Source organism: Cytobacillus spartinae (assembly GCF_042865285.1).
In the GTDB taxonomy this organism is placed as follows: domain Bacteria; phylum Bacillota; class Bacilli; order Bacillales; family Cytobacillaceae; genus Robertmurraya_A; species Robertmurraya_A spartinae.
In genome coordinates this window covers 95293-116786 of the sequence record NZ_JBIACK010000015.1, presented here as the reverse complement: position 1 = coordinate 116786, position 21494 = coordinate 95293, and the positions used below count along the sequence as shown (strand labels likewise).

General features: G+C 36.7%; 21 protein-coding genes. 5 read left to right on the top strand and 16 right to left on the bottom strand.

The genetic code is table 11. The features are described from left to right. Window positions 1-169: 169 nt before the first annotated feature. Window positions 170-1246, bottom strand: coding sequence for a bifunctional 3-deoxy-7-phosphoheptulonate synthase/chorismate mutase (locus ACFYKX_RS22815; protein WP_389363909.1), 1077 nt, complete (start codon window positions 1244-1246; stop codon window positions 170-172). Window positions 1247-1498: 252 nt separating this feature from the next. On the opposite strand from ACFYKX_RS22815, the gene pilM reads away from it, so the two are divergent. Further along, window positions 1499-3655: a pilus assembly protein PilM gene (gene pilM / locus ACFYKX_RS22810; RefSeq protein WP_389363907.1), complete on the top strand. Its 2157-nt coding sequence runs from the start codon at window positions 1499-1501 to the stop codon at window positions 3653-3655. Between the two features lie 52 nt (window positions 3656-3707). On the opposite strand, the gene ytxJ is transcribed toward pilM, so the two are convergent. The 3 genes from ytxJ to ACFYKX_RS22795 are packed head-to-tail and all read right to left on the bottom strand — an operon-like array spanning window position 3708 to window position 5012. After that, on the bottom strand, window positions 3708-4040 hold the full coding sequence (gene ytxJ, locus ACFYKX_RS22805) for a bacillithiol system redox-active protein YtxJ (protein ID WP_389363905.1): 333 nt from the start codon (window positions 4038-4040) through the stop codon (window positions 3708-3710). 57 nt (window positions 4041-4097) lie between these two features. After that, window positions 4098-4532, bottom strand: coding sequence for a YtxH domain-containing protein (locus ACFYKX_RS22800; protein WP_389363903.1), 435 nt, complete (start codon window positions 4530-4532; stop codon window positions 4098-4100). A 15-nt stretch (window positions 4533-4547) separates the two neighbouring features. Then, window positions 4548-5012 carry a DUF948 domain-containing protein gene (locus ACFYKX_RS22795; protein ID WP_389363901.1) on the bottom strand — a complete coding sequence of 155 codons (465 nt, stop codon included), beginning with the start codon at window positions 5010-5012 and terminating at the stop codon, window positions 4548-4550. A 311-nt stretch (window positions 5013-5323) separates the two neighbouring features. On the opposite strand from ACFYKX_RS22795, the gene ACFYKX_RS22790 reads away from it, so the two are divergent. Further along, window positions 5324-6439: an aminopeptidase gene (locus ACFYKX_RS22790; RefSeq protein WP_389363899.1), complete on the top strand. Its 1116-nt coding sequence runs from the start codon at window positions 5324-5326 to the stop codon at window positions 6437-6439. A gap of 43 nt (window positions 6440-6482) precedes the next feature. Here the strand turns inward: ACFYKX_RS22790 and murC are convergent, their stop codons facing one another. From murC to ACFYKX_RS22750, 8 genes are all read right to left on the bottom strand, one after another. Beyond that, the gene (murC, locus tag ACFYKX_RS22785; RefSeq protein WP_389363897.1) at window positions 6483-7781 is read right to left on the bottom strand and encodes a UDP-N-acetylmuramate--L-alanine ligase; all 1299 of its coding nucleotides are present in this window, start codon (window positions 7779-7781) and stop codon (window positions 6483-6485) included. A 255-nt stretch (window positions 7782-8036) separates the two neighbouring features. Further along, window positions 8037-8693, bottom strand: a complete 657-nt coding sequence (locus ACFYKX_RS22780) for a hypothetical protein (protein WP_389363895.1) — start codon at window positions 8691-8693, stop codon at window positions 8037-8039. 11 nt (window positions 8694-8704) lie between these two features. After that, complete coding sequence (locus tag ACFYKX_RS22775; protein ID WP_389363893.1) at window positions 8705-9802, bottom strand: nicotinate phosphoribosyltransferase; 1098 nt, start codon at window positions 9800-9802, stop codon at window positions 8705-8707. A 103-nt stretch (window positions 9803-9905) separates the two neighbouring features. Then, entirely contained in the window at window positions 9906-12638 is a 2733-nt protein-coding gene (locus tag ACFYKX_RS22770) for a DNA translocase FtsK (RefSeq protein WP_389363916.1), read from the bottom strand. Between the two features lie 289 nt (window positions 12639-12927). After that, entirely contained in the window at window positions 12928-13722 is a 795-nt protein-coding gene (locus tag ACFYKX_RS22765; protein ID WP_389363914.1) for a DUF1444 domain-containing protein, read from the bottom strand. Window positions 13723-13814: 92 nt separating this feature from the next. Continuing rightward, on the bottom strand, window positions 13815-14129 hold the full coding sequence (locus ACFYKX_RS22760; RefSeq protein ID WP_389363891.1) for a thioredoxin family protein: 315 nt from the start codon (window positions 14127-14129) through the stop codon (window positions 13815-13817). Continuing rightward, on the bottom strand, window positions 14126-15148 hold the full coding sequence (locus tag ACFYKX_RS22755) for a PTS transporter subunit IIC (protein ID WP_389363889.1): 1023 nt from the start codon (window positions 15146-15148) through the stop codon (window positions 14126-14128). The genes ACFYKX_RS22760 and ACFYKX_RS22755 overlap by 4 nt, the downstream gene beginning before the upstream one ends. A gap of 195 nt (window positions 15149-15343) precedes the next feature. After that, entirely contained in the window at window positions 15344-15856 is a 513-nt protein-coding gene (locus ACFYKX_RS22750; RefSeq protein ID WP_389363887.1) for a hypothetical protein, read from the bottom strand. A 524-nt stretch (window positions 15857-16380) separates the two neighbouring features. Between ACFYKX_RS22750 and ACFYKX_RS22745 the strand changes: the two genes are divergently transcribed. After that, entirely contained in the window at window positions 16381-16827 is a 447-nt protein-coding gene (locus tag ACFYKX_RS22745; protein WP_389363885.1) for a YtoQ family protein, read from the top strand. Window positions 16828-16865: 38 nt separating this feature from the next. On the opposite strand, the gene ACFYKX_RS22740 is transcribed toward ACFYKX_RS22745, so the two are convergent. Together ACFYKX_RS22740 and ACFYKX_RS22735 are read right to left on the bottom strand one after the other, a co-directional pair. Next, the gene (locus ACFYKX_RS22740; RefSeq protein WP_389363883.1) at window positions 16866-17384 is read right to left on the bottom strand and encodes a DUF84 family protein; all 519 of its coding nucleotides are present in this window, start codon (window positions 17382-17384) and stop codon (window positions 16866-16868) included. Window positions 17385-17449: 65 nt separating this feature from the next. After that, on the bottom strand, window positions 17450-18523 hold the full coding sequence (locus ACFYKX_RS22735; protein ID WP_389363881.1) for a M42 family metallopeptidase: 1074 nt from the start codon (window positions 18521-18523) through the stop codon (window positions 17450-17452). Window positions 18524-18837: 314 nt separating this feature from the next. Between ACFYKX_RS22735 and ACFYKX_RS22730 the strand changes: the two genes are divergently transcribed. Continuing rightward, window positions 18838-19149 carry a PepSY domain-containing protein gene (locus ACFYKX_RS22730; RefSeq protein ID WP_389363879.1) on the top strand — a complete coding sequence of 104 codons (312 nt, stop codon included), beginning with the start codon at window positions 18838-18840 and terminating at the stop codon, window positions 19147-19149. A 76-nt stretch (window positions 19150-19225) separates the two neighbouring features. On the opposite strand, the gene ACFYKX_RS22725 is transcribed toward ACFYKX_RS22730, so the two are convergent. After that, window positions 19226-20065 (bottom strand): YtnP family quorum-quenching lactonase, encoded by an 840-nt coding sequence (locus tag ACFYKX_RS22725; protein WP_389363877.1) that lies wholly within the window; start codon window positions 20063-20065, stop codon window positions 19226-19228. A 218-nt stretch (window positions 20066-20283) separates the two neighbouring features. Continuing rightward, window positions 20284-20922, bottom strand: coding sequence for a tRNA (guanosine(46)-N7)-methyltransferase TrmB (gene trmB, locus ACFYKX_RS22720; RefSeq protein ID WP_389363875.1), 639 nt, complete (start codon window positions 20920-20922; stop codon window positions 20284-20286). A 273-nt stretch (window positions 20923-21195) separates the two neighbouring features. Here trmB and ACFYKX_RS22715 point away from each other — a divergent pair, with 273 nt between their 5' ends. Further along, a complete protein-coding gene (locus tag ACFYKX_RS22715) occupies window positions 21196-21474 on the top strand; it encodes a YtzH-like family protein (RefSeq protein WP_389363873.1) in 279 nt (92 codons plus the stop codon). The last annotated feature ends 20 nt before the right edge of the window (window positions 21475-21494 follow it).

The following is a 21494-nucleotide window of genomic DNA, read 5'->3' as shown; positions in this document are numbered from 1 at the left end:
TTGCCTCGAGCTTCCTTCAGATTCCACGTCACCGTGGACACCCTTGCTTTCAGCTATGTACTTACCGCTACTTGGTCATACTCGGGACTTTCACCCGTTAGAGTTCGCCCATGCTGGGCGAACATAAAAAGCTCTCCCCAAAAGGGAAGAGCTGGCAAATAAGAAGACATTATACTCGGGCAAATGCAGATGATTGAAGTTCGCTATAGAATTTATCAAAAGCTTTTAAATCCATTTGTTGAGCTGAGTCTGATAAAGCTACAGCTGGATCTGGGTGAACCTCTGCCATAATTCCATCAGCACCAACTGCTAAAGCAGCTTTTGCCATTGGAAGAAGCAAATCTCTTCTACCTGTTGAGTGCGTAACATCAACTAATACAGGTAAATGTGTTTCTTGCTTTAGAATTGGAACGGCTGAAATATCTAATGTGTTTCGTGTTGCACGTTCATACGTACGAATACCACGCTCACAAAGAATAATCTGTCCATTTCCTTGAGACATAATGTATTCAGCGGCATTAATAAATTCTTCAATCGTAGCCGACAAACCACGTTTTAATAGCACTGGCTTATTAACCGCTCCTGCAGCTTTTAGAAGCTCAAAGTTCTGCATGTTACGGGCACCAATTTGAATTACATCGATATATTCAACAGCCTTCTCAATATCTTGAGGGCTAACAATTTCACTAATAACAGCTAAATCATACTCATCTGCAACTCTTTTTAAGATTTTAAGTCCCTCTAGACCAAGACCTTGGAAATCGTATGGTGAAGTTCTAGGCTTATAAGCACCGCCACGAAGTAGTTTTAAACCTTTTGCTTTAACAGCTTCAGCAACCGTTGCTACTTGTTCATAAGATTCAACTGCGCAAGGTCCAAAAATTAATTGAGGTTTACCAGCACCTAACTTTTCACCTTTAAGTTCTACCACAGTATCTTCCGGTTTCTTCTTACGTGAAACTAGAAGAGCTTTTCTATGATCATCCTTTTGTAACTCTAGTCCCGCTTTAAAGATTTCTTTAAAAATATGCTCAACGGTAGAATTTTCAAAAGGGCCATCATTGTTTTCTTTAATAAGGTCGAGCATTGAGCGCTCACGTACTGGGTCATAGCGGTAAACACCTTGAGTCTCTTTTACTCGCCCGATTTCTTGGACGAGCCGAGCTCTCTCATTAATTAGTTTCAAAAGCTCTACATTTAGTTCATCAACCCGATTTCGCAGTTGATCTAGTTCTACATTACTCATCTCTTCCCGTCCCTTCGAATATTGAATTAGCCGAAAAAAGTCATTTTGGCGTCTTCTTCCTCATTTAATGAGTAGAATACTCTTATTCTTCTTTATCGACTTCATAAAATATGATACATTTTCTATAGAATTAGAGTTATTATATATGAATTATTTCTACATGTCACGCATTTTTCTTTATTAATTAAACGCTTTTAAGTATTAAAGTGTATTTTTTATCATATGAACCTCAGTTAAAGAAGGTGAATTCTTTTGCAGGAAAATAAAAAACTCTTTGCTCTTGATATAGGAACCCGATCGGTAGTCGGAATTATTCTTGAGGAAAACGGTGAAACCTTTCATGTTGTTGATATGTTAGCCATAGAGCATTCGGAAAGAGCGATGTTAGATGGGCAAATCCATGACGTTTTATCCGTTTCAAAAATTATTGTTGAAATTAAAGAAGAACTAGAGAAAAAACATGGTCCATTAATAAAAGTCTGCGTGGCTGCAGCTGGAAGAGCTTTAAAAACAGAACGAGCAAAAGTAGCTGTAAATATTAAAGGAAAACCGATGATGCAGAAGCAAGACATTTTGCATTTGGAATTAAGTGCCGTTCAAAAAGCACAGGCTTCGGTAGCTGAAAAACATGAACAAGATAAAAGTCATTATTATTATTGTGTCGGATATTCAGTACTTTATTACCGTTTAGACGGTGAAGAAATCGGAAATTTAATTGACCAACAAGGTGACGAAGCTTCCGTTGAGATTATTGCTACTTTTTTACCAAAAGTTGTTGTTGAATCACTTATCTCAGCGCTTCATAGAGCTGACCTTGAAATGGATGCTTTAACATTAGAGCCTATCGCAGCCATCAATGTTTTAATTCCTCCTTCCATGAGAAGGTTAAATGTTGCACTTGTTGACATTGGTGCAGGAACATCAGACATTGCCATAACAGATATGGGAACGATTATTGCATTTGGCATGGTTCCTATTGCCGGTGATGAGATAACTGAAGCCATTAGCGACCATTATTTACTTGATTTCCCACTTGCTGAAATTGCAAAAAGAGAACTACATACCAATCAATCGATTACAGTAACTGACATCCTTGGTTTCGATACAGAGGTTTCAAAAGAAGAAGTTATTTCACATATATCACCAGTTCTAGACCGTTTGGCTTCTTCTATTTGTGATGAGATTTTGACCCTTAACAACCAGAAGTCTCCTAAGGCGGTTATGTTAGTAGGAGGAGGAAGCCTTACACCGGAGCTTCCCAAAAGGGTTGCCGATAAGCTTAATTTGCCGGAAAATAGGGTTGCCATTCGTGGAATAGATGCAATATCCTCCTTAACCATTTCTGAAGAAATTGCTAAAGGTCCTGAATTGGTTACACCTATTGGAATTGCCATTGCTGCACAGAAATCCCCGGTTCAGTATATTACGGTTTACGTAAATGAGCAGCCAGTTAGATTATTTGAGGTTAAAAAGCTTACCGTTGGAGATTGCCTACTTGCTGCAGGAGTAAAGATGAATAAACTATACGGAAAGCCTGGAATGGCAATGATTGTTTCTCTGAACGGGCAAAACGTTACGATTCCAGGACAGTTTGGGGAACCTCCAAAGCTCTGGAAAAATGGAGAGTTATGCTCCCTAGATGATCAAATTAGTAACGGAGATCAACTGACTGTTGAAAAAGGCCTAGATGGTGAGAAAACCACTTTACAAATAAAAGAACTTGTCGATGACATTCCTTCAAAGGAAGTGTTCATTAATGGGGTAAAATATGTGATTGCACCTACTTTTATTTGTAATGATTTTGTAGTTTCTTCAGATAAATTGATTGAAGATCGTGACCGAATTGAGTGGAAAACGGTAGAAACCATTGAGGAACTTCTAAAGAATTTAGGATTAGTGGAACTTCAATCAGAGCTTAAGCCATTTCGTATAAAAATTAACAACAAAGAGACCTTTATTCCCTCCTTATCCGGAAAAATTAAACGAAACCAGCTAGAAGTAAAGTTACAAAGTAGCTTCGAACATCTTGACCATCTAACCATCGAAAATAAGAGAAATCCAACCGTCAAGGAACTAGCAGATATAAAGAATTTAATGCTAAAACAATCCATCCCCATCACGTTTAATGGAAAAGAGTTAACACTTTCTAAGACCATTACTGTGTTTAAACGAGAAGATCAAGTCCTTTCAGAAGAGGATCTGATTCAAGACGGTGAAGAAATCATTATCTCTCAAAATAGGTTGGAACCATTTATTTTTCAAGATTTATTTAAGGAAGTTGAAATTACAATGCCACAAAAGGCAAATGGAAGCTTTATCCTATTGAAAAACAAAGAAGAAACAACTTTTTACGATAAAATTGAACCAGGTGACAAACTGGAGCTAGTTTGGCCAGTTACTTATTCATAATAGTAAGATAAGAAAAGGATGACCTTTATTTGCAATGGTCATCCTTCTTTATTTATTGCTGGTTTTCCTGTAAAGCTTTCTCTAGTGATTCAAATGTAATTTTCCAATGTGATGCATGCCAGACTACATCTCCATTCATAAACAGAATCGCTTGAGGTGATTCGTGCTTAATGTGAAATGTTTCAGCAATGTGATTGGATAGAGGACGAGCCTCTTGAACAGCTAAATAATATGTATGATTTTGTAAGTGTTCACTAGCGAACTTCTCATACTCCTCATAGGCAGCATGGCTAATAGGACATGTTAAGGAGTGCTTTAAAATAAAAATCGTTTCTCCTTCATTAACTGCTTGATCAAACTGCTCAACACTATCAATTTTCTTCATCAACTTACCTCCTGTAGCAACATCACAAGTGATTAGGGGGGGTTCTATATCCCCCATCTATTGATTTAATCGAGATTCCGTTTCATCAAAAGCTTGCTTTGTCTCTTCTAATTTCCTTTTAAGGTCCTCAACATTTTTTGGAGCTGTACGATTAGCTTCTTCTTCATATAGCTCTTCTGATAGTTTTCCAACTCTTACTTTATTTAATAACTCTGAAGACTGCTTTGATACCATGCTACCAATATTACTAGTTTTTTCTTTTGCCACCTCTGTGAGCTCTGTACTTTTAACCTTAGCATTCTCTCTAAGCTTATCTGTTCTTTCTTTTAAAGAAGTGGCTTGTAAGTTTAAGTCGTTACGAATTTCCTTTCCTGACTTTGGAGCAAAAACTAATGCTGATACTGCTCCAACAATTCCGCCAATTAAAGCACCTATCAGAAAGTCTTTTGAATTAATATTGTCATTTTGATTTTTACGATCTTCATTTTCCATCTGTTTTTCCTCCTTTTATTCTCTTCCTCTACTTCTTTCCCTAATTACAGGTTCCTCTATATGCTCTTCTTTCTTTTTAGCCTTCCATTTATCCTTTAGCTCAAGCAAAACATTGCTCCATTGAATGACCTGTGAAACCTTATCTTTATTCTGCTCTACACTCCGATTTACCGAAGTTGTAATCGTTTGAATGGATTGGTTAAATTTTTGTATAGACGTGCTGACATCTTTTACAGCGTCTACAACTGTATTTAAACGATCCGACTTTTTCTGTATATCATCTGCTAAATGATTCGTCTTATGTAATAAATCTGTCGTTTCACGAGTTACCCCATCAAGTTGTTTCTCTAGGCCTTGTAAAGTATTAGAGACACTATCTAACGTAACCTGAAGAGATTTTAGTGTTTTCGTTAAATAAATGACAAGAATAAAAAATGCAATAGCAGCTAAAGCTGCACTTAAATAAAGAATAATTTCCAAAGAAAAAGCACCTCCGTATGTATTTTATTTACCCTATTAGACAATCTACCAAACATATTTTTAGGCATATAACTTAATCTCATAACCTAATTAAGAAAAAAATTCATTGATAAGAAAATATTAACATAAATAATGACTAGATTTCAGTCTTTGGTTAATAGTTTTTAATTGTATTCAACATAAATAGAAAATTCGGTTACAATAGTATAGTGGTTGATGAAGAGTTTTGGATTATTTTAACGAAATTTAAAATTCTTGTTAGTAAGTATCTATAATCTTCAATTATTAAAACTTTTTGGAGGGAAAAGGTCATGAAGGATCCCCGTATTGCTACATTAGCAAAAAATCTAATCAACTATTCTGTTCGTCTTCAGAAGGGCGAAAAAGTACTTATTGAGAACTTTGGTCTTCAAAGAGAGCTAGTTAATGCTTTAGTAAAAGAAGCATATGAAGCAGGAGGCTACCCTTTTGTACTATTAAAAGATCACCAAGTAGACCGTGCTCTTTTATTAGGTGCACAAGAGGAGCAATTCAATATGATTGCGGACTTTGAAGCAAATGTTATGAGTAAAATGGACGCATACATAGGTCTTCGTTCTGGTGATAACATTAACGAGCATGCAGATGTTCCAGCTGATAAAATGAAAATCCATGGTTCTACAATTGGGAAGAAAGTACATCGTGATATCCGTGTACCTAAAACAAAGTGGGTAGTACTCCGATATCCAAACTCTTCTATGGCACAGCTTGCGAAAATGAGCACAGAAGGATTTGAGGACTTCTATTTTAACGTATGTAATCTGGACTATGGGAAAATGGATCAGGCAATGGACAGTCTAGTAAGTTTAATGGATCGAACAGATAAAGTGAGAATTACAGGGCCGGGTACAGATTTAACATTCTCAATTAAAGATATACCAGCCATCAAGTGTTCTGGCCAAATGAATATCCCTGATGGAGAAGTGTACACGGCACCAGTTAGAGATTCTGTAAATGGTGTAATTACTTATAACACTCCTTCTCCGTATCAAGGCTTTACATATGAAAACGTTAAGTTAACGTTTAAAGATGGAAAAATTGTAGAAGCAACAGCAAATGACACAGAAAGAATTAATAAGATTTTTGATACAGATGAAGGAGCACGCTATATAGGTGAATTTGCCATTGGTGTAAACCCTTATATCCTACATCCAATGCAAGACATCCTTTTTGATGAAAAAATTGACGGAAGTTTCCACTTCACACCGGGTCAATGTTACGACAATGCATTTAATGGAAACCACTCCAACATTCACTGGGACATGGTAAACATCCAACGTCCTGATTACGGTGGGGGAGAAATGTATTTTGATGATGTACTAGTACGTAAGGATGGGCGTTTTGTTCTTCCTGAATTAGATGCTTTAAACCCAGAAAACCTTAAGTAAATAGGAAAGGATGCTAGCTTATAAAAGCTGCATCCTTTTATTTTTATTGTAACGACTTTTCATAAGCATCTTGAAATTTTTGAATGTCCCCAGCGCCCATGAAAATAATCACACTATTTTCATGCTTCGCTAAAACAGATGTAGATTCTTCATTGATAATCTCACACTCATCAATTTTTTCACGTAAATCCTCAATTGAAAGCTTCCCGTGATTCTCTCGAGCCGATCCAAAAATATCACACAAGTAAACCTTATCGGATAAATTTAGGCTTTCGGCAAATTCATTTAAGAATGTTTGTGTCCGTGTAAATGTATGAGGCTGGAACACCGCAATAATATTCTTGTCCGGAAATTTCTGTCTTGCCGCTTCAATTGTAGCTTTTATTTCAGTAGGATGATGCGCATAATCATCAATTAAAATTTGAGTGCCAATCTTTTTCTCTGTAAAACGCCTTTTGACACCTTTAAAGCTTAATAATTGATCCTTTACTATTTCCGAGCCAATCTCTTCATAATGGCAGACTGCTATAACAGCAAGTGCATTTAATACATTATGGTCTCCATAACTTCTGATAGAGAATGAATCGTAAAACGTGTTTCTTACGAATACATCAAATGTTGTACCCTCTGTAGACTTTACGATATTCCTAGCTTGGAAATCATTATCCTCACCGAATCCATAAAATAGTACAGGTACCTTTGCTTGTATCTTTTGAAGGTGCTCGTCATCCCCACATGCAAAAATTCCTTTCTTCACCTGCCAGGCCATTTCCTGAAAGGCTGAAAACACATCATCTACATTTGCAAAATAATCAGGGTGATCAAAATCAATATTTGTCATGATTGCGTAGTCTGGGAAATAAGATAGAAAATGTCTTCTGTATTCACATGCTTCAAAGACAAAATACTCCGCATCTTGCTCTCCCTTACCAGTACCATCCCCGATTAGATAAGAAGTTGGCTTTGCACCTCCCATGACATGGGAAAGCAAACCGGTAGTCGATGTTTTACCATGAGCACCCGTTACAGCTATACTTGTAAAGTTTTGCATAAAATCGCCTAAAAAGCGGTGATATCGAACGATAGGCAGACCTAATTTCATCGCTTCTTCAATTTCTTCATGTGTATCTGGATAAGCATTTCCTGCAATGATGCTTAACCCAGGCTTTATATTTTCTTTTTGAAAGGGAAGGATCTTAATACCTGATTCTTCAAGGGCTAGCTGTGTAAAGAACCTTTTTTCTACATCTGACCCTTGAATATCGTAATTCATATCGTGAAGAACTTGTGCTAAAGCACTCATTCCAGACCCTTTTATACCCACAAAATGGTAAATAGTCATATAAAGAACCTCCAACCATCGTCTATCTCTAACACAGTATATGACATTTATCTACTTTTGCTATTTTAATGAACTCATCCTACCAAATTCCCACAACTGTGACTCACTAAAGGGGAAATGAAACAAGGTTACTATGTAAACAAATCGCCAGTTCATAGCAAAAAATCATATATTAAGTAACTGTAGTCATCATCATATTCACACATTATAACATTTTTTATATATAAAAACTATTCACTTAAAATGCACATAATATTATGTATGAAACAGAAATTTTATTGCTGTTCTTTTTAAAAAGGTCATCCAGCTACTTGGTTGATCTTCTTTTACTGTCATATCATACTCTCTTTCTAACCGTTCTAGAACACTCTTATCGTTTACCCTATACATATTTCCAATTACCAAGTCCCTTTTGATAATGGAGATTTTTCTGACGAAATATAGGTCACCCTTACTTATGGATGAAAAGTCAGCTTTTTCATAAAACAGTAAACATTGTTTTCCTGAAAAAACCTCAGATACAAACAATTCATTTTTCTCAGGGTAAATCTCCTCGATTTGAACAGGTTCAAAAACGGAGGTTAAAAAGAGAGCCCCTTGTATAAGTTCGGGCTCTGTTAGATGTTGATGATACTTTCTCAAAAATAAACTAAACATGGTTAAACCTTGAATGGTTTGATAATCATAAAGAAACCACTCCGTAAAAGCTTTTTCCTGATTGGGAGAAAATATTTGTTCCTCTGAAAGACCAATTAGGTTTCGAAAAAGGTTTCTTGCCCTAACTTTTTCGCGTATATTAGCGTTTCTTTCAGTAAACTCCATCACCTTTCGGATTAAGCCTTTAGCATTATATTCTCCTTGATTCTGCTTCTTATCTCGATAAGCTGAAATATTTAAAATTGAACGTTCCATACTCATTCCAACTATTCTACTTTTTCTAGTCTAGGATTAGGACGATATTTCCTTCCTGCTTTTGCTTCGTGCTCTCCATTAATTAGTACATTATCCCCTGTAAAACCAATATTGATTTTAAGAAGACTGCTTCCCACCCCATACATATCGACAGGAACACCTTGCTCTTCAAATTCTAAGATTCTCGTCTCATTAAAACCACCACTAACAACGATTTTCACATGATTATACCCTTCATCGTCTAATGCATTTCGAAGAGCAAAAATTAGCTCTGCGTTAACGCCCCTCGGATCAAATGTTCCTAGTACGTGTTGATTTCTTAAGAAATATTGGTCAATTAACATCCTAGATGTATCTACTCGAACACCTTTAAGCTCCGAGCCAAATTCTCTAGCAACTTTCAATGAATCATTAATGGCGTCATTGTTATAATCCACAAGTGCAATTAGATCATCTTCGGGAAAGGTGTCTTTATAAGCTTTAGCCGCCGCTACAACATCTCCGTTAAAAAGCTGTATTAAGGCATGTGGCATCGTACCAATCCCTTTTTTGCCCCACCATTCGTTCATGGCATGAGTTGCTTGAGCTGTAGCACCACCGATAAACGCTGCATAGCCATCCCCAGCCTGCGTAATATAGTGATCGTCTCGGTCACCCATAAAGATTACTTGTTTTTGAGTTCCTGAAACTCTGGCAGCCTTGACGACATTGTATACATTGGTGGCAACAGAAGTTCTTCTTGCTAAAATCCCATCAATAATCCCTTCTAAATAGCCGAAATTTTGATAAGAACCCGTAATTGTTAGTACAGTTTCAAAAGGGCTTATTTTGTCTCCATCTTTTAAAGAGTAAATTTCAAGCTCATCTGGATTATCAGCAAATTCTTTAAGTAGGGCAATTACCTCGTCCGTACCACATAGGACTCCACTACTTTTTTGGAAAAATTGCATGGTAATTATATTATTTTCTTTATGTTTCTTTACGATTTCTCTCGTTTTTAAAAAGTATACAGCAGAAAACCAGCCGTCTCGGACACGCTCATCGAACTTGAATGTTTCGTTCGTTAGTCGCTTAATTTTTCCCTGTAACTTTAATTCAATTTCCTTCATTCTAAAGCTCCTTACAAGCATTAAAGTACTTGAGATTAATTCGAGGAATACAGTTTGCCTATATCCTTAGTATGAAAAACATGCAAGTAAAGAATACCATGTATTAATTTATAGTACTAGTGTCTTGTATTGATTCAAGGTCTGATTCGGTAATCAGCACATCCCGAGGTTTGCTGCCCCTTGCTTCAGAAATGAAGCCTTGGTCTTCCATCATATCAATCAAACGGGCAGCACGATTATAACCTATTTTAAAGCGACGCTGAAGACTTGACGTAGATGCTCCACCTTGATCAACGACAAACTCACATGCTTCTAAAAATAACTCATCTTCTTCTTCACTTACTTGAGCTTTTTTCAATAACTCCTCTTGTTCAAATAAATATTGTGGTTTTTGTTCCCTTTTTACATGGGCTACTACAGCATCGATTTCTTCATCAGAAACAAAAGTTCCTTGAAGTCTTACTGGCTTTGATGAGCCGTTTTCTAAAAACAGCATATCTCCTTTTCCAAGGAGCTTTTCTGCACCACTAATATCAATAATGGTTCGTGAATCAATTTGGGATGAAACTGAAAACGCGATTCTTGTTGGTACATTTGCTTTAATTAAGCCTGTAATAACATCAACGGAAGGTCTTTGGGTCGCAATGATTAAGTGAATTCCACATGCGCGAGCCTTCTGAGCGATGCGACATATGGCTTCCTCAACATCCCCTGGTGCCATCATCATTAAATCTGCCAACTCATCTATAATAATCACAATATAAGGTAGCTTATCTGAATATTGCTTATGACTTTCTGCAAGCTCATTGAAACGAGTAATATCTCTTACACCTGTATGAGCAAACAACTCATAGCGTCTTTCCATTTCTTCCACTGCCCATTTTAACGCTGCTGTTGCAGCTTTAACATCCGTTATAACAGGACTAACGAGATGTGGAATTTGGTTATAAGGAGCTAGTTCAACCATTTTCGGGTCGATGAGTAATAGCTTTACGTCATTTGGATTTGCTTTATAAAGTAAACTAACTAATATGGTGTTTATGCATACACTTTTACCTGAACCTGTAGCACCTGCGATTAAGCCATGTGGCATTTTTCTTAGATCCGTTACAATCGGCTTGCCTGATATGTCTAACCCAAGTACTGCTGTTAATGATGAGGGTTGATCTTGAAACTCAGGACTATTGATGATCTCACTAATAAAAACAGGTCTGCTTTGAGGATTCGGTACTTCAATCCCAATTGTGTGCTTCCCTGGAATAGGTGCTTCAATCCGAATATCCTTTGCTGCAAGACTAAGCTTAATGTCATCCGCTAAGTTGGTTATTTTATTTACCTTTACACCTGGTTCTGGCTGAACCTCAAATCTTGTAACTGAAGGACCTTGAGTGACATTCACTACATTAGCCCGTACATTAAAGTTCAATAGCGTTTCATTCAGTAGCTGTCTCTGATAATCTAACCATTCGGTGCTCATATCTTGATTAACAGATGGCTTTAATAAGTCTTGAGAAGGGAAAACATAATACTCATTTGTTTCGTTTTCTTCTAAATCATCTTCTTGTTGAATGGAAACAGCCGCTTCTTTCCAGGCTTGATTCACAGATTCATTCGTTTGTTCTCTCGGGTTATTAATAGACTCTTGAACATTATTTTCTTCTACCCTAGTTTTCAATTTTTGCTCAAGCTTATATTTATCTTGTTTTAGCATAAGAACATTAAACGGAATATGTGACCTTTTTGCTTGGGAGGTTGTTTCATCATTCTGCTGAATAGCAGTTTCTTCTTGGTTAACATTATTCAAAACTACTTCATTATCTGATTGGGTTTCCAAGGAATCTACTTCTATGCTTTCCTCGGGGAGAAGTTTTTCTTTATCAGTATCTTCTTCATAAAGGACATTTACTTCTTCTTGAATAGACAATTCTCCCTCTTCATAAAGGACATATGCTTCTTCTTTAATAGTAAGATCTTCATCTTCCATCTGTAGACTAATATCTTCTATCAAATCTGTTTCTTCAAAGTCATCTTCTTGTCTATCAAGCTCGTCTGATAGATGATGTTCTTCTAGTACAACAGAATCTGTGAAAATGTCCTCTTTATGAATTTCCGTTAAATCACCCTGGTTTTCCATTTGAATAAAGTGTTTATCCTCCATAATCTCTCGTTTGGTTGAGAATTCATTAGAGGGACTAGAAATTAAGTCTTGAGCAGAAGTTTCTTTGTCCTGATGGTACTCGCTATCAACGAATTCATCTGAACTAGTTTCAAATCCCCCCTGAACAGTAACAGGGTTTACCGCTTGCTTAAGGTTTGAATCATTATGTATTTCTAAAGTGTCTTCTCCATGTTCGAATGGTGTTTTTATAAATTCATCTAATTCATATTCCACAATATCCGATTTTCTTGGCCTTTGCTCATACCCAAAAATAGGTGAAGGTATTTCAGTAGGACGAAAAGGTCTCTTAGAATAGTTATTCTCTTTCTTTTTTGGGATTTCTATATTGGTTTCCTTCGACGTCTTCGATGGAGCTGGTTTCTTACCAGAATCCTGCCTGATTACTTTTGGTTTTCTCCTCTGTTCTAAATCACCTGCTTGATCCTTTACCTGATGCGCTCTAGAAGACCTTTCTCTTCCTCTTGGTTGCTCATCAGGAATTAATGGAAAGCGAAACTGCCCTTTTGGATACTGGTATAGCACTTTCGCATCTACATCTTTTTGATCGTTATAACGCGGTGGGGTTGAATACTTAGTTTCCTTAATACTTTCACTGCTTATATCTATGGTTTCATCATACTTATCTTTATTTTGAAATTTTCCTAGTATCTTTTTCATCCAACTCAAATTAATCACTCTTTCTACTTAGCTATTTTCAAACAGTCTTCCTCTACTTTAATGATGACGATCCTACATGCTGACTGAAGAACGACAATCCAAATAAAAACAGCCCTACTTCTTTCTCTCTTATTTTATCAGTAATTCATAAAAATTCGATAAAAAATAATAGAATGCTACTTTTTAACGATATACTCCAGTTTCTCTTAAGGCTATTGAACCTTTCATAATAACTGAATAATAAATTGAAATAAGAAAAGGATCACCCTTGTTTTGGTGACCCTCTAACTCATTTTTTTCTATTTTTCCCTAATATAAAAATTGGCTCCAACTCACCGTTCTCATATAAAAAGGATAGTGCGGTGATAGGAACACGTCCGCTAGCAAAAAAGCTCATAGTCATCTGTGCCAGAACGTCGTAGCCTGTATCGTTTTGAATATCAGCTATAATTAACACATCCTGATGTGGTACAGCTACTGCCATTTTACCCGTAAGCTGTGACTCCATCTTTTTCAAAAAAGACTCATTCAGAATTCTACTAGCGTCATACCCATCATTCCTGTTTAAAAAATAGAACGTGTTGCCGGCTACTTGATCTTCCTTCATGCTTGTTGGGAGGGATCTAACATTAAACATCGCAATTTCACGGATTCGTTCTAAGTCCCAACCTTCTTTTTCCAAAATCTTTTGATCTATTAGGCGATAGGTTTTTTCCATATCAAGCGCATAGTATATTCTCGTTTCTGCCGTATGCTCGTCAAAAACGAAAGGAATATCCTCATTTGTCTTTATCGGGAAAGATGTAGAACGAATAACCGGAAAGATCCGCTTTTCCTCACCTGTCATCGTTAAATCATTTTCCATAGCTTGAAGACCTTGTTCTACATAGTAAACAACCTCATCTATAGCTTGATCCTTTTTTTCTTCCCATTTTGCAATAATTCCTGGTAAAGCAATCGTTATTCCTTTACCAGACTGTTTATTCTCAATTCTTAACTCGTCCTTTTTCCGATCATAGGTAAAAGTTCGATTTGAATTTGATAACCTTTTTTCAAGTTCACTTTTCATTCTCTTACTATCCATTTTCATGATAGCCCCTCCTTTTAGGGATGTACGGTTCTCATTTTACATGAAAAGCCCCCTCATCTCAAAGAAGAGGGGGTAATCGGTTCCATTTATTTTAAACCTTCAATAAATTCCTCAATTTCTTCTTGCGTTTTACGGTCTTTACTCACGAATCTTCCTAGCTCTTTTCCATCTTCAAAAGCAACAAAGCTCGGGATTCCAAAAACATCTAATTGACCACAAAGATCAATAAATTGGTCACGGTCAACATAAATAAATGTAAAGTCCTGATATTTTTTTTCTACTTCCGGTAAAATCGGTTCTATCACACGGCAGTCCGGGCACCAATCAGCCGAAAACATAAAGATATGTTTTCCTTGGTCGCGTAATTGCTGAAATTGCTCCATCGATTCAAGCTTTTTCATTTTTGTTCTCCTCCTGTTTGGATTAGCATATCTCCTGCCTTAATCCATCCTTTTTTCCTCATATATTCAGATAATAACAAGCTTATGATTGCAGGTCCAACGAAATGCAAAAGAATCACTTTAAACCAAATGTCTCCTCCAAAGCCCATGGTAGTAAAAGTCATAATTTGTCCGACCAAACCACTTGTACCCATCCCTGCGCCAGCAGCATTATTTTCTAATAGTAAAATAGTTGTTCCTAATGGTGCTAGCAAAGCTCCAGCTACAGTTGGCGGAATTAAAATCCGCGGGTTTCTTACAATATTCGGAACTTGCAACATAGAAGTACCCAAACCGATAGCAAACAAGCCACCTACTTTATTTTCGCGATAGCTACTTACTGCAAAGCCAACCATTTGTGCAGCACATCCTATGGTTGCAGCACCTGCGGCCAAACCATGTAAATCAAGCATAAGCGCAATAGCTGCACTTGAAATAGGAGCTGTTAAAGCTAACCCCATTAAAACAGCAACGACAATCCCCATGATGATCGGTCTTTGTTCTGTTCCCCACATAATAATATCTCCAAGACCCTGCATGAGGTAGTTAATACCAGGTCCAATGGTTGCGGCAATTGTATAACCAGTAAAAATGGTTACAAATGGTGTGACGATAATATCAATTTTGGTTTCCTTGCTAACTAATTTTCCTATTTCCGTTGAGATTAGCGCAGCAATAAAACTTCCAGCTGGTCCTCCTAGTGCAGCTCCTGCCGCACCACTTGCAATAGCGGAAAAGATAACTAGAGGTGGTGCTTTAAGTACATAGGCAACCGCAACCCCAATTGCAGGTCCCATTAAGCCCATTGCCAGAGTACCCATCTCAGTAAAAAATGGAAGCCCCACTCTGTCTCCAATTGTTTTTATAATCAAGCCGATAATTAAGGATGAAAAGAGTCCAAGTGCCATTCCACTTAAAGCATCAATAAAATAAACTTTTGGTGAAAGTGTAACACCTTTTCTATTTAAGAAATTTTTCATAATAGGTTATCCCCCTTTATTCTTACATGTGTCAAGACAATTGTTATGTGTCTATTGTAATCTTCTATTGGCAGAAAGGGAAACATTTTACATCATGGTTGAATTCTTATTTTGCGACACAAATATGTATTAGATTCAAAAACTTATTTTATTACAAAAAAAGAGCGAAGATGAACAAATCATCTTCACTCTTCATTATTGTTGTAGCTTCACTGAATTTACAATATCCATCATAATTTCAGCTTCTGATGCTAGATTTCTTGTTTTAATTTCTGTGGTAAGTTTAACTCCACCAATTCCAACAGTAAGAGAGTTTAAATCATCATCTAATTTTCTAATTAGAATATACCCAAACTTCTTATCCTTCGTAAATGTCTCATTTACATCATATTTTTCGTTTTGTTGTACCGTTGAGTTGTAGACCACTTGACTATCTGATCCTTCGTGCTGGTTATAAAATAAGATATAATTCTTAGATCCATTTTTTAATAGGACATTGTTTGGTGTTTCTTCCTCTATCTCAAATCCAAATGGTATATGAAAGTTAATTACTTCACTATCTTTATTAGGCTTAATAGGTTCTTCATCAAAAGCTTCCTCAACTGCAAGCTTTGCTGCATCTTGTTCTTCATCAAAGGAAGCGGAGCACCCGCTGAGTAATAATAGCGCAGTGATAAGACCAATTACTGCTTTTAAGTGCTTACTCATACTTTTTTCCTCCTTGCTAGGAACTATGTCACCCTTTCTATCATACCTTGCCTAGTAAACATCTGACAACCCTGGAATTTTTCCAATTTACTAAAAAAGCGGAGGGGGCTCGTTTAGCGGCGTATGAACTGGAGCCAAACCGTATGAGATAAAGGAAACACGATGAACGCTAGTGAATCGATGTTGACTTATCGTAAGGAGGGTTGGTGAAGTTCACTAGACGCTGAGCACCCGGAGCTGGACATAGAAAAGCGGAGGGGGCTCGTTTAGCGGCGTATGAACTGGAGCCAAACCGTATGAGATAAAGGAAACACGATGAACGCTAGTGAATCGATGTTGACTTATCGTAAGGAGGGTTGGTGAAGTTCACTAGACGCTGAGCACCCGGAGCTAGACATAGAAAAGCGGAGGGGGTTTAGCGGCGTATGAACTGGATTCAAACCAGTTTTAGGGGGGCCCTATCACTTAAGGTTTCTAGAGAGAAATGATAAGATAGAATTAATCTATGACAGGAGGGACTCTTTTTGGAATTAACTATATATCTAGCTGGGGAAATTCATAGCAATTGGCGCGAGGAGATTAAAGAGAAAGCAAAATCTCTTGATTTACCACTAAAATTTGTAGGTCCCATGGAAAATCACGATCGTTCAGATATGATTGGAGAAGAAATTTTAGGTGAGCAACCAGATAAGATTTTTCGTGATGAGGCAGCTTCTAGCATCAATAATTTAAGAACACAAGTGTTAATGCAAAAATCTGATATTGTCGTAGCGTTGTTTGGCAAGGAATACAAACAATGGAATACAGCTATGGATGCGAGTGCTGCGGTTACGCTAGGAAAACCACTTATTCTTGTTAGACCAAAAGAACTCCATCATCCGCTTAAAGAGTTATCAAGGAAAGCAAATGTAACGGTCGAGAACGTCGATCAAGTCGTGAAGGTGCTTTCTTATATTTTTGAAGACAAATAAACAATGAAACTAAAAACAAGGAGTTGGCTCAAAAAAGCCTAAACTCCTTGTTTATTTCTATATTCATATTGTCCAACCAATAACTTCATTACATGTCCGAACATGTCCGCTCGATTAATTAAGCCATTAGTAAAAATCCCAACAGCCCCTTCATTTTTTCGAACATTCTCTTTTTTACTAAAATCATCCATGACCGGGCCTAGTTCTTCTCCTGCTAACAACCTCTCTGCTATAACATTTGGTAAAAGTATTCTAGCACCTCCACCTATTATAGGAGGTTGATTTTTTTCAACTAGAGCACCCCAATTACATAAAAACAGGCCATGTTCTGTTTTTTGAACTCCTCCTTCAAGACCTATGCCAATATTTCCTTCACCTTGTTCTAGTGCTAAATTGGCTCGATTGATTGCACCTCTAATTGTTTCATCGTCTGAAAAAGGCTGTTCGCTCACACCAGAAGGCACATCTAAATATAAAAAACTAGAACTATAATTCGAAAAAGCTTCTTCTACAGCCCTCGTTTTCGCTGGGTTCAGAGAACCAATAATAATCTTCATATCCTTCCTCCCAAACACTTAAAAAGAGGCAGCCATCGGCCGGCCACCCCTCTTTAAGTTTATCATTAACTATTTTGTTTAATAGAATCAACTGTAGACTGATCACATGATTTCACTAATTTTACTAAAAGTTCTTTTGCAGCAGCATAATCATCCACATGAATAATTGATGCTGAAGTATGGATGTAACGTGAGCAGATTCCCACAACAGCACTTGGTACACCTTCATTAGATGTATGTACTCGTCCTGCGTCAGTACCACCTTGGGAAATGAAATACTGATAAGGGATGTTATTTTGCTCAGCAGTATCCAACACAAATTCTCTCATTCCACGGTGGGTTACCATAGAACGGTCAAGGATTCTTAATAGAGTACCTTTTCCTAAATGACCGAATTCCTTTTTATCGCCTGACATATCATTAGCTGGACTTGCATCCAAAGCAAAGAAAATATCTGGCTTAATCATGTTAGCAGCCGTTTGAGCTCCCCTTAGACCAACTTCCTCCTGAACCGTAGCTCCAGAATAAAGGATGTTAGGTAACTTTTCATCTTTTAATTCATCTAATAATTCAACAGCTAATCCACAACCATAACGGTTATCCCAAGCCTTTGCTAAAATCTTTTTATCGTTAGCCATCGGAGTAAATGGACAAACTGGAACAATTTGTTGACCAGGCTTGATTCCAATTCTGATTGCATCTTCTTTGTCATCCGCTCCAATATCAATGAGCATATTGCTAATTTCCATTGGCTTCTTACGTTTTTCCTCGTCTAATAAATGAGGAGGGATTGATCCAATAACCCCAATAACAGGACCATTATCAGTTATCACTTCAACTCGCTGAGCTAACATAACTTGGTTCCACCAGCCACCTAAAGTCTGAAAACGTAGCATGCCATTATCAGTGATCGATGTAACCATAAATCCAACTTCATCCATGTGGCCTGCAACCATGACTGTTGGCCCTGTTTCATCTCCTCTTTTTACACCAAAAATGCTACCTAATTTATCTTGGACTACCTCATCTGAATATTTAGCAAGCTGTTCACGCATAAACTTACGAACTAAATGCTCATTTCCAGGAGCACCCGGAAGTTCTGTTAACGTTTTAAAAAGCTGTAATGTTTTTTCGTTCATGTAATCGACCCCTTTTCAATATGTAGGCTTTTCCATATGTATATTGTCTATTTTACAGAACTTTCTTACGTCTTACCACCTTAAAGTTTAGGCTTCCTAAATACTTTTTCTTTTCTTCTATAAATATCATTTCACATGAATCTTGACCATACATTATGATTAGAGTAATAAATACAAATTATTATGTTTTTTTAACTCATGTTCTTCAAAAATAAATTAACACATATAAAAGCGGGTAAAGATTAGATATACTACATCGTTCTTTGCTATGATGAATATAAAGAGAGAGTTCTATTAATAGGAGGGATTGCTACGTGAATTGGAAATCTTTTTTATACGGATTGGGAATTGGCTTAGTAAGTGGCTACGCGACCAAAGAAATACTAACTCGTAAAACATTTGTCTCACCTGAAAAAGCTTTAGCCAATGCTAAAAACACCTTCAAAGAATTGGGATCGATAAGTGGCTCGTGGATTCATATGAAACCAGAGGTCTTCGAAAAACAACATATTACGTACAATGTATACAAAGGCGGGATCTCCAGATTTGTTGAGGAAGTACTAGAACAATATGAGTTTGTTGCAGATGCGGAAACTGGAACGATATTAGATGTATATAAAATCTAGTCCGATTGTTAACGGAACATATAAAATAAAACCCCCAAAATGGAGGTTTTATTTTATATGAGGATCGGATATCTATCTATCGTATCCTCTCCACTTTATCTAAAATGTTGTTTTCAGTATCCCATTTAATTGCTCTGTAAAACGCATCGTGATAGAAAGTGAACCAAGCTTTATTTTCTAATCCATACTTCATCCATTTGTCTTTTGCCTTAATTGAATCCATTGGATAGTCATCATAGGCCATAACCCATAAAACATTTTGGTGGGCGTGGGTACCCATGATATCTGCCATATGGATAACTAAGTCTTCACCATCCTCAATAACGACGATAGAATGCCCATCACTATGACCACCAGTGTGAACCATTTTAATTGGACCTAAATTCCACTCATCTTCAAAAGTTTCTACTTGATTTTGTATGGCTTCCCAATTTTCTCTCCAATATGTATTTTTAGATCGGATGTTTGGCTCTCTCATTTCATCCCATTCTACTTTTGAAGCAATAATTTTACTATTAGGAAAAACAGAAACATATTCACCATCTTGACTTCTTGTTAAACCACAAGCATGGTCAAAATGAAGATGAGTCATTAAGATATAGTCGATATCCTCAAACGATAACCCTAAAGATTGTAGCTCATCTTCAATCTCGGATTCCTCTAACACTCCAAAGTTTCTTTTTTGTTTTTCATTTAGCTTTCCCTTACCAATCCCAGTCTCAATTAATATATTTTTGCCTTCCCATTGGATTAAAATGGGGTCTGTTCGTAGCTCTATTTGATTATTTTCATTATGCGGATATTTTCTTGACCAAAGAGCTTTTGGAACAACTCCAAACATTGCTCCCCCGTCCAGATGAGTGACTCCACCCTTTAGCCATGTTAGCCTACAATTGTTTAATTGCAATGTCTCCATCTAGCTTCCCCCTTCTGAATCATACTATCTATATTTTAACATTTTAATGGTAGACTTGTCAGAAGATTCATGCAGAGAAGTGTTTGGTTACTAACAAAAACATCTAAATTATTGCCTTGGCCGTTTTATACATAGCTCCCTAATATCTTTATAGATTACTTTAGCAACAAAAAGAGTACTCAGCATAATCGAGCACCCTTTTTACACAACGTATTCATCTATCGATATTGAACCTCACAGCGATAAATTCTACTTCCCTTACTGGAGAATTTTTCTTCATATTCGGTCATGATATTACCTTCAAAATCGCTATTATGTAGGTCTAGGCTAACATACTTTAATAGTAAACCGTACTCAGAAAAACTCATTAGAGAGTATTCAAACAATCCTTGGTTATCGGTTTTAAAATGAATTTCTCCCCTGTCCTTAAGAATTCCCTCATATACCTTCAAGAAGCTTTTGTAGGTTAACCTCCGTTTGGCATGACGAGTTTTCGGCCAAGGATCGGAAAAGTTTAAATAAACTTGATCAACCTCTCCTTTTTCAAAAATATCTCCTAAATCATTAGCGTTTACATTCATAAGTCTTAAGTTCGGTAAATTCTCTTCGATTAATAAATCCAAAGCTGTCACAATGACGTTTTCATTTAATTCAATCCCAATATAGTTAATATGAGGATTTGCCTTTGCCATCCCAGTAATAAAACGCCCTTTGCCTGTTCCTATTTCGATATGAAGAGGCTGATTTTTAACAAAAACCTCATTCCATTTACCTTTATATTGTTCCGGAGAAGACAGAACGTATTGAGGGTAGGATTGTAATTTATCCATTGCCCAAGGTTTATTTCTAACACGCATGTTGACACCCCTAAAAAAATAATATCGTTCAAACCATATCATGCAACGATTAATGATGCAACAGTCTTTGGGAATTCTATAAGAGATCTGAAAGAATGAAGCTTTTACATTCCATTACTTATTATTAGCAAATTTAAAAATTTGAGTAATCATCATAAGATGGGGTGTTTTTCATGATTTAGCGTATAAATAAAAAAAGGAATTCACAACCTACACGTGAATTCCTTTTTTTTGTTTCACTAAAAAAAAGTACCCTAGAGAGGTAGTGTCCGTATGCCATTGAATCAATATGACCAAGTAGGTCTGCTAAAAGATATATTGAACAACCACCAAATGGATTGCTGCGGTTCAGTTGCAGAGCTTAAACAATTAGAAAGACTCATTAAGTCCTTGTTAGCAAACACGAACATTGACCAAAATGTAAAAAGTGTATTGGAAGAGATATATTACTATAGCCAACATGGGATTAACTCAAATAACTTAGATCAGCATATTGAATCCCATCAAGGTAACTTATCACAGTGGGTAAGTGAGATTGATCAATTCTCATAGAAAGTGTAAGACCGTTAGCA

Coding starts and splice junctions, on each gene's coding strand:
- ACFYKX_RS22770 (WP_389363916.1), bottom strand. CDS start 12,638: ATGAAAAAGATACTAGGAAAATTTCAAAATAAAGATAAGTATGATGAA.
- ACFYKX_RS22735 (WP_389363881.1), bottom strand. CDS start 18,523: ATGAACGAAAAAACATTACAGCTTTTTAAAACGTTAACAGAACTTCCG.
- ACFYKX_RS22725 (WP_389363877.1), bottom strand. CDS start 20,065: ATGGAGACATTGCAATTAAACAATTGTAGGCTAACATGGCTAAAGGGT.
- ACFYKX_RS22755 (WP_389363889.1), bottom strand. CDS start 15,148: ATGAAAAATTTCTTAAATAGAAAAGGTGTTACACTTTCACCAAAAGTT.
- ACFYKX_RS22815 (WP_389363909.1), bottom strand. CDS start 1,246: ATGAGTAATGTAGAACTAGATCAACTGCGAAATCGGGTTGATGAACTA.
- trmB (WP_389363875.1), bottom strand. CDS start 20,922: ATGCGTGTTAGAAATAAACCTTGGGCAATGGATAAATTACAATCCTAC.
- ACFYKX_RS22790 (WP_389363899.1), top strand. CDS start 5,324: ATGAAGGATCCCCGTATTGCTACATTAGCAAAAAATCTAATCAACTAT.
- ACFYKX_RS22775 (WP_389363893.1), bottom strand. CDS start 9,802: ATGAAGGAAATTGAATTAAAGTTACAGGGAAAAATTAAGCGACTAACG.
- ACFYKX_RS22715 (WP_389363873.1), top strand. CDS start 21,196: ATGCCATTGAATCAATATGACCAAGTAGGTCTGCTAAAAGATATATTG.
- ytxJ (WP_389363905.1), bottom strand. CDS start 4,040: ATGAAGAAAATTGATAGTGTTGAGCAGTTTGATCAAGCAGTTAATGAA.
- ACFYKX_RS22780 (WP_389363895.1), bottom strand. CDS start 8,693: ATGGAACGTTCAATTTTAAATATTTCAGCTTATCGAGATAAGAAGCAG.
- ACFYKX_RS22765 (WP_389363914.1), bottom strand. CDS start 13,722: ATGGATAGTAAGAGAATGAAAAGTGAACTTGAAAAAAGGTTATCAAAT.
- murC (WP_389363897.1), bottom strand. CDS start 7,781: ATGACTATTTACCATTTTGTGGGTATAAAAGGGTCTGGAATGAGTGCT.
- ACFYKX_RS22750 (WP_389363887.1), bottom strand. CDS start 15,856: ATGAGTAAGCACTTAAAAGCAGTAATTGGTCTTATCACTGCGCTATTA.
- ACFYKX_RS22740 (WP_389363883.1), bottom strand. CDS start 17,384: ATGAAGATTATTATTGGTTCTCTGAACCCAGCGAAAACGAGGGCTGTA.
- ACFYKX_RS22800 (WP_389363903.1), bottom strand. CDS start 4,532: ATGGAAAATGAAGATCGTAAAAATCAAAATGACAATATTAATTCAAAA.
- ACFYKX_RS22760 (WP_389363891.1), bottom strand. CDS start 14,129: ATGAAAAAGCTTGAATCGATGGAGCAATTTCAGCAATTACGCGACCAA.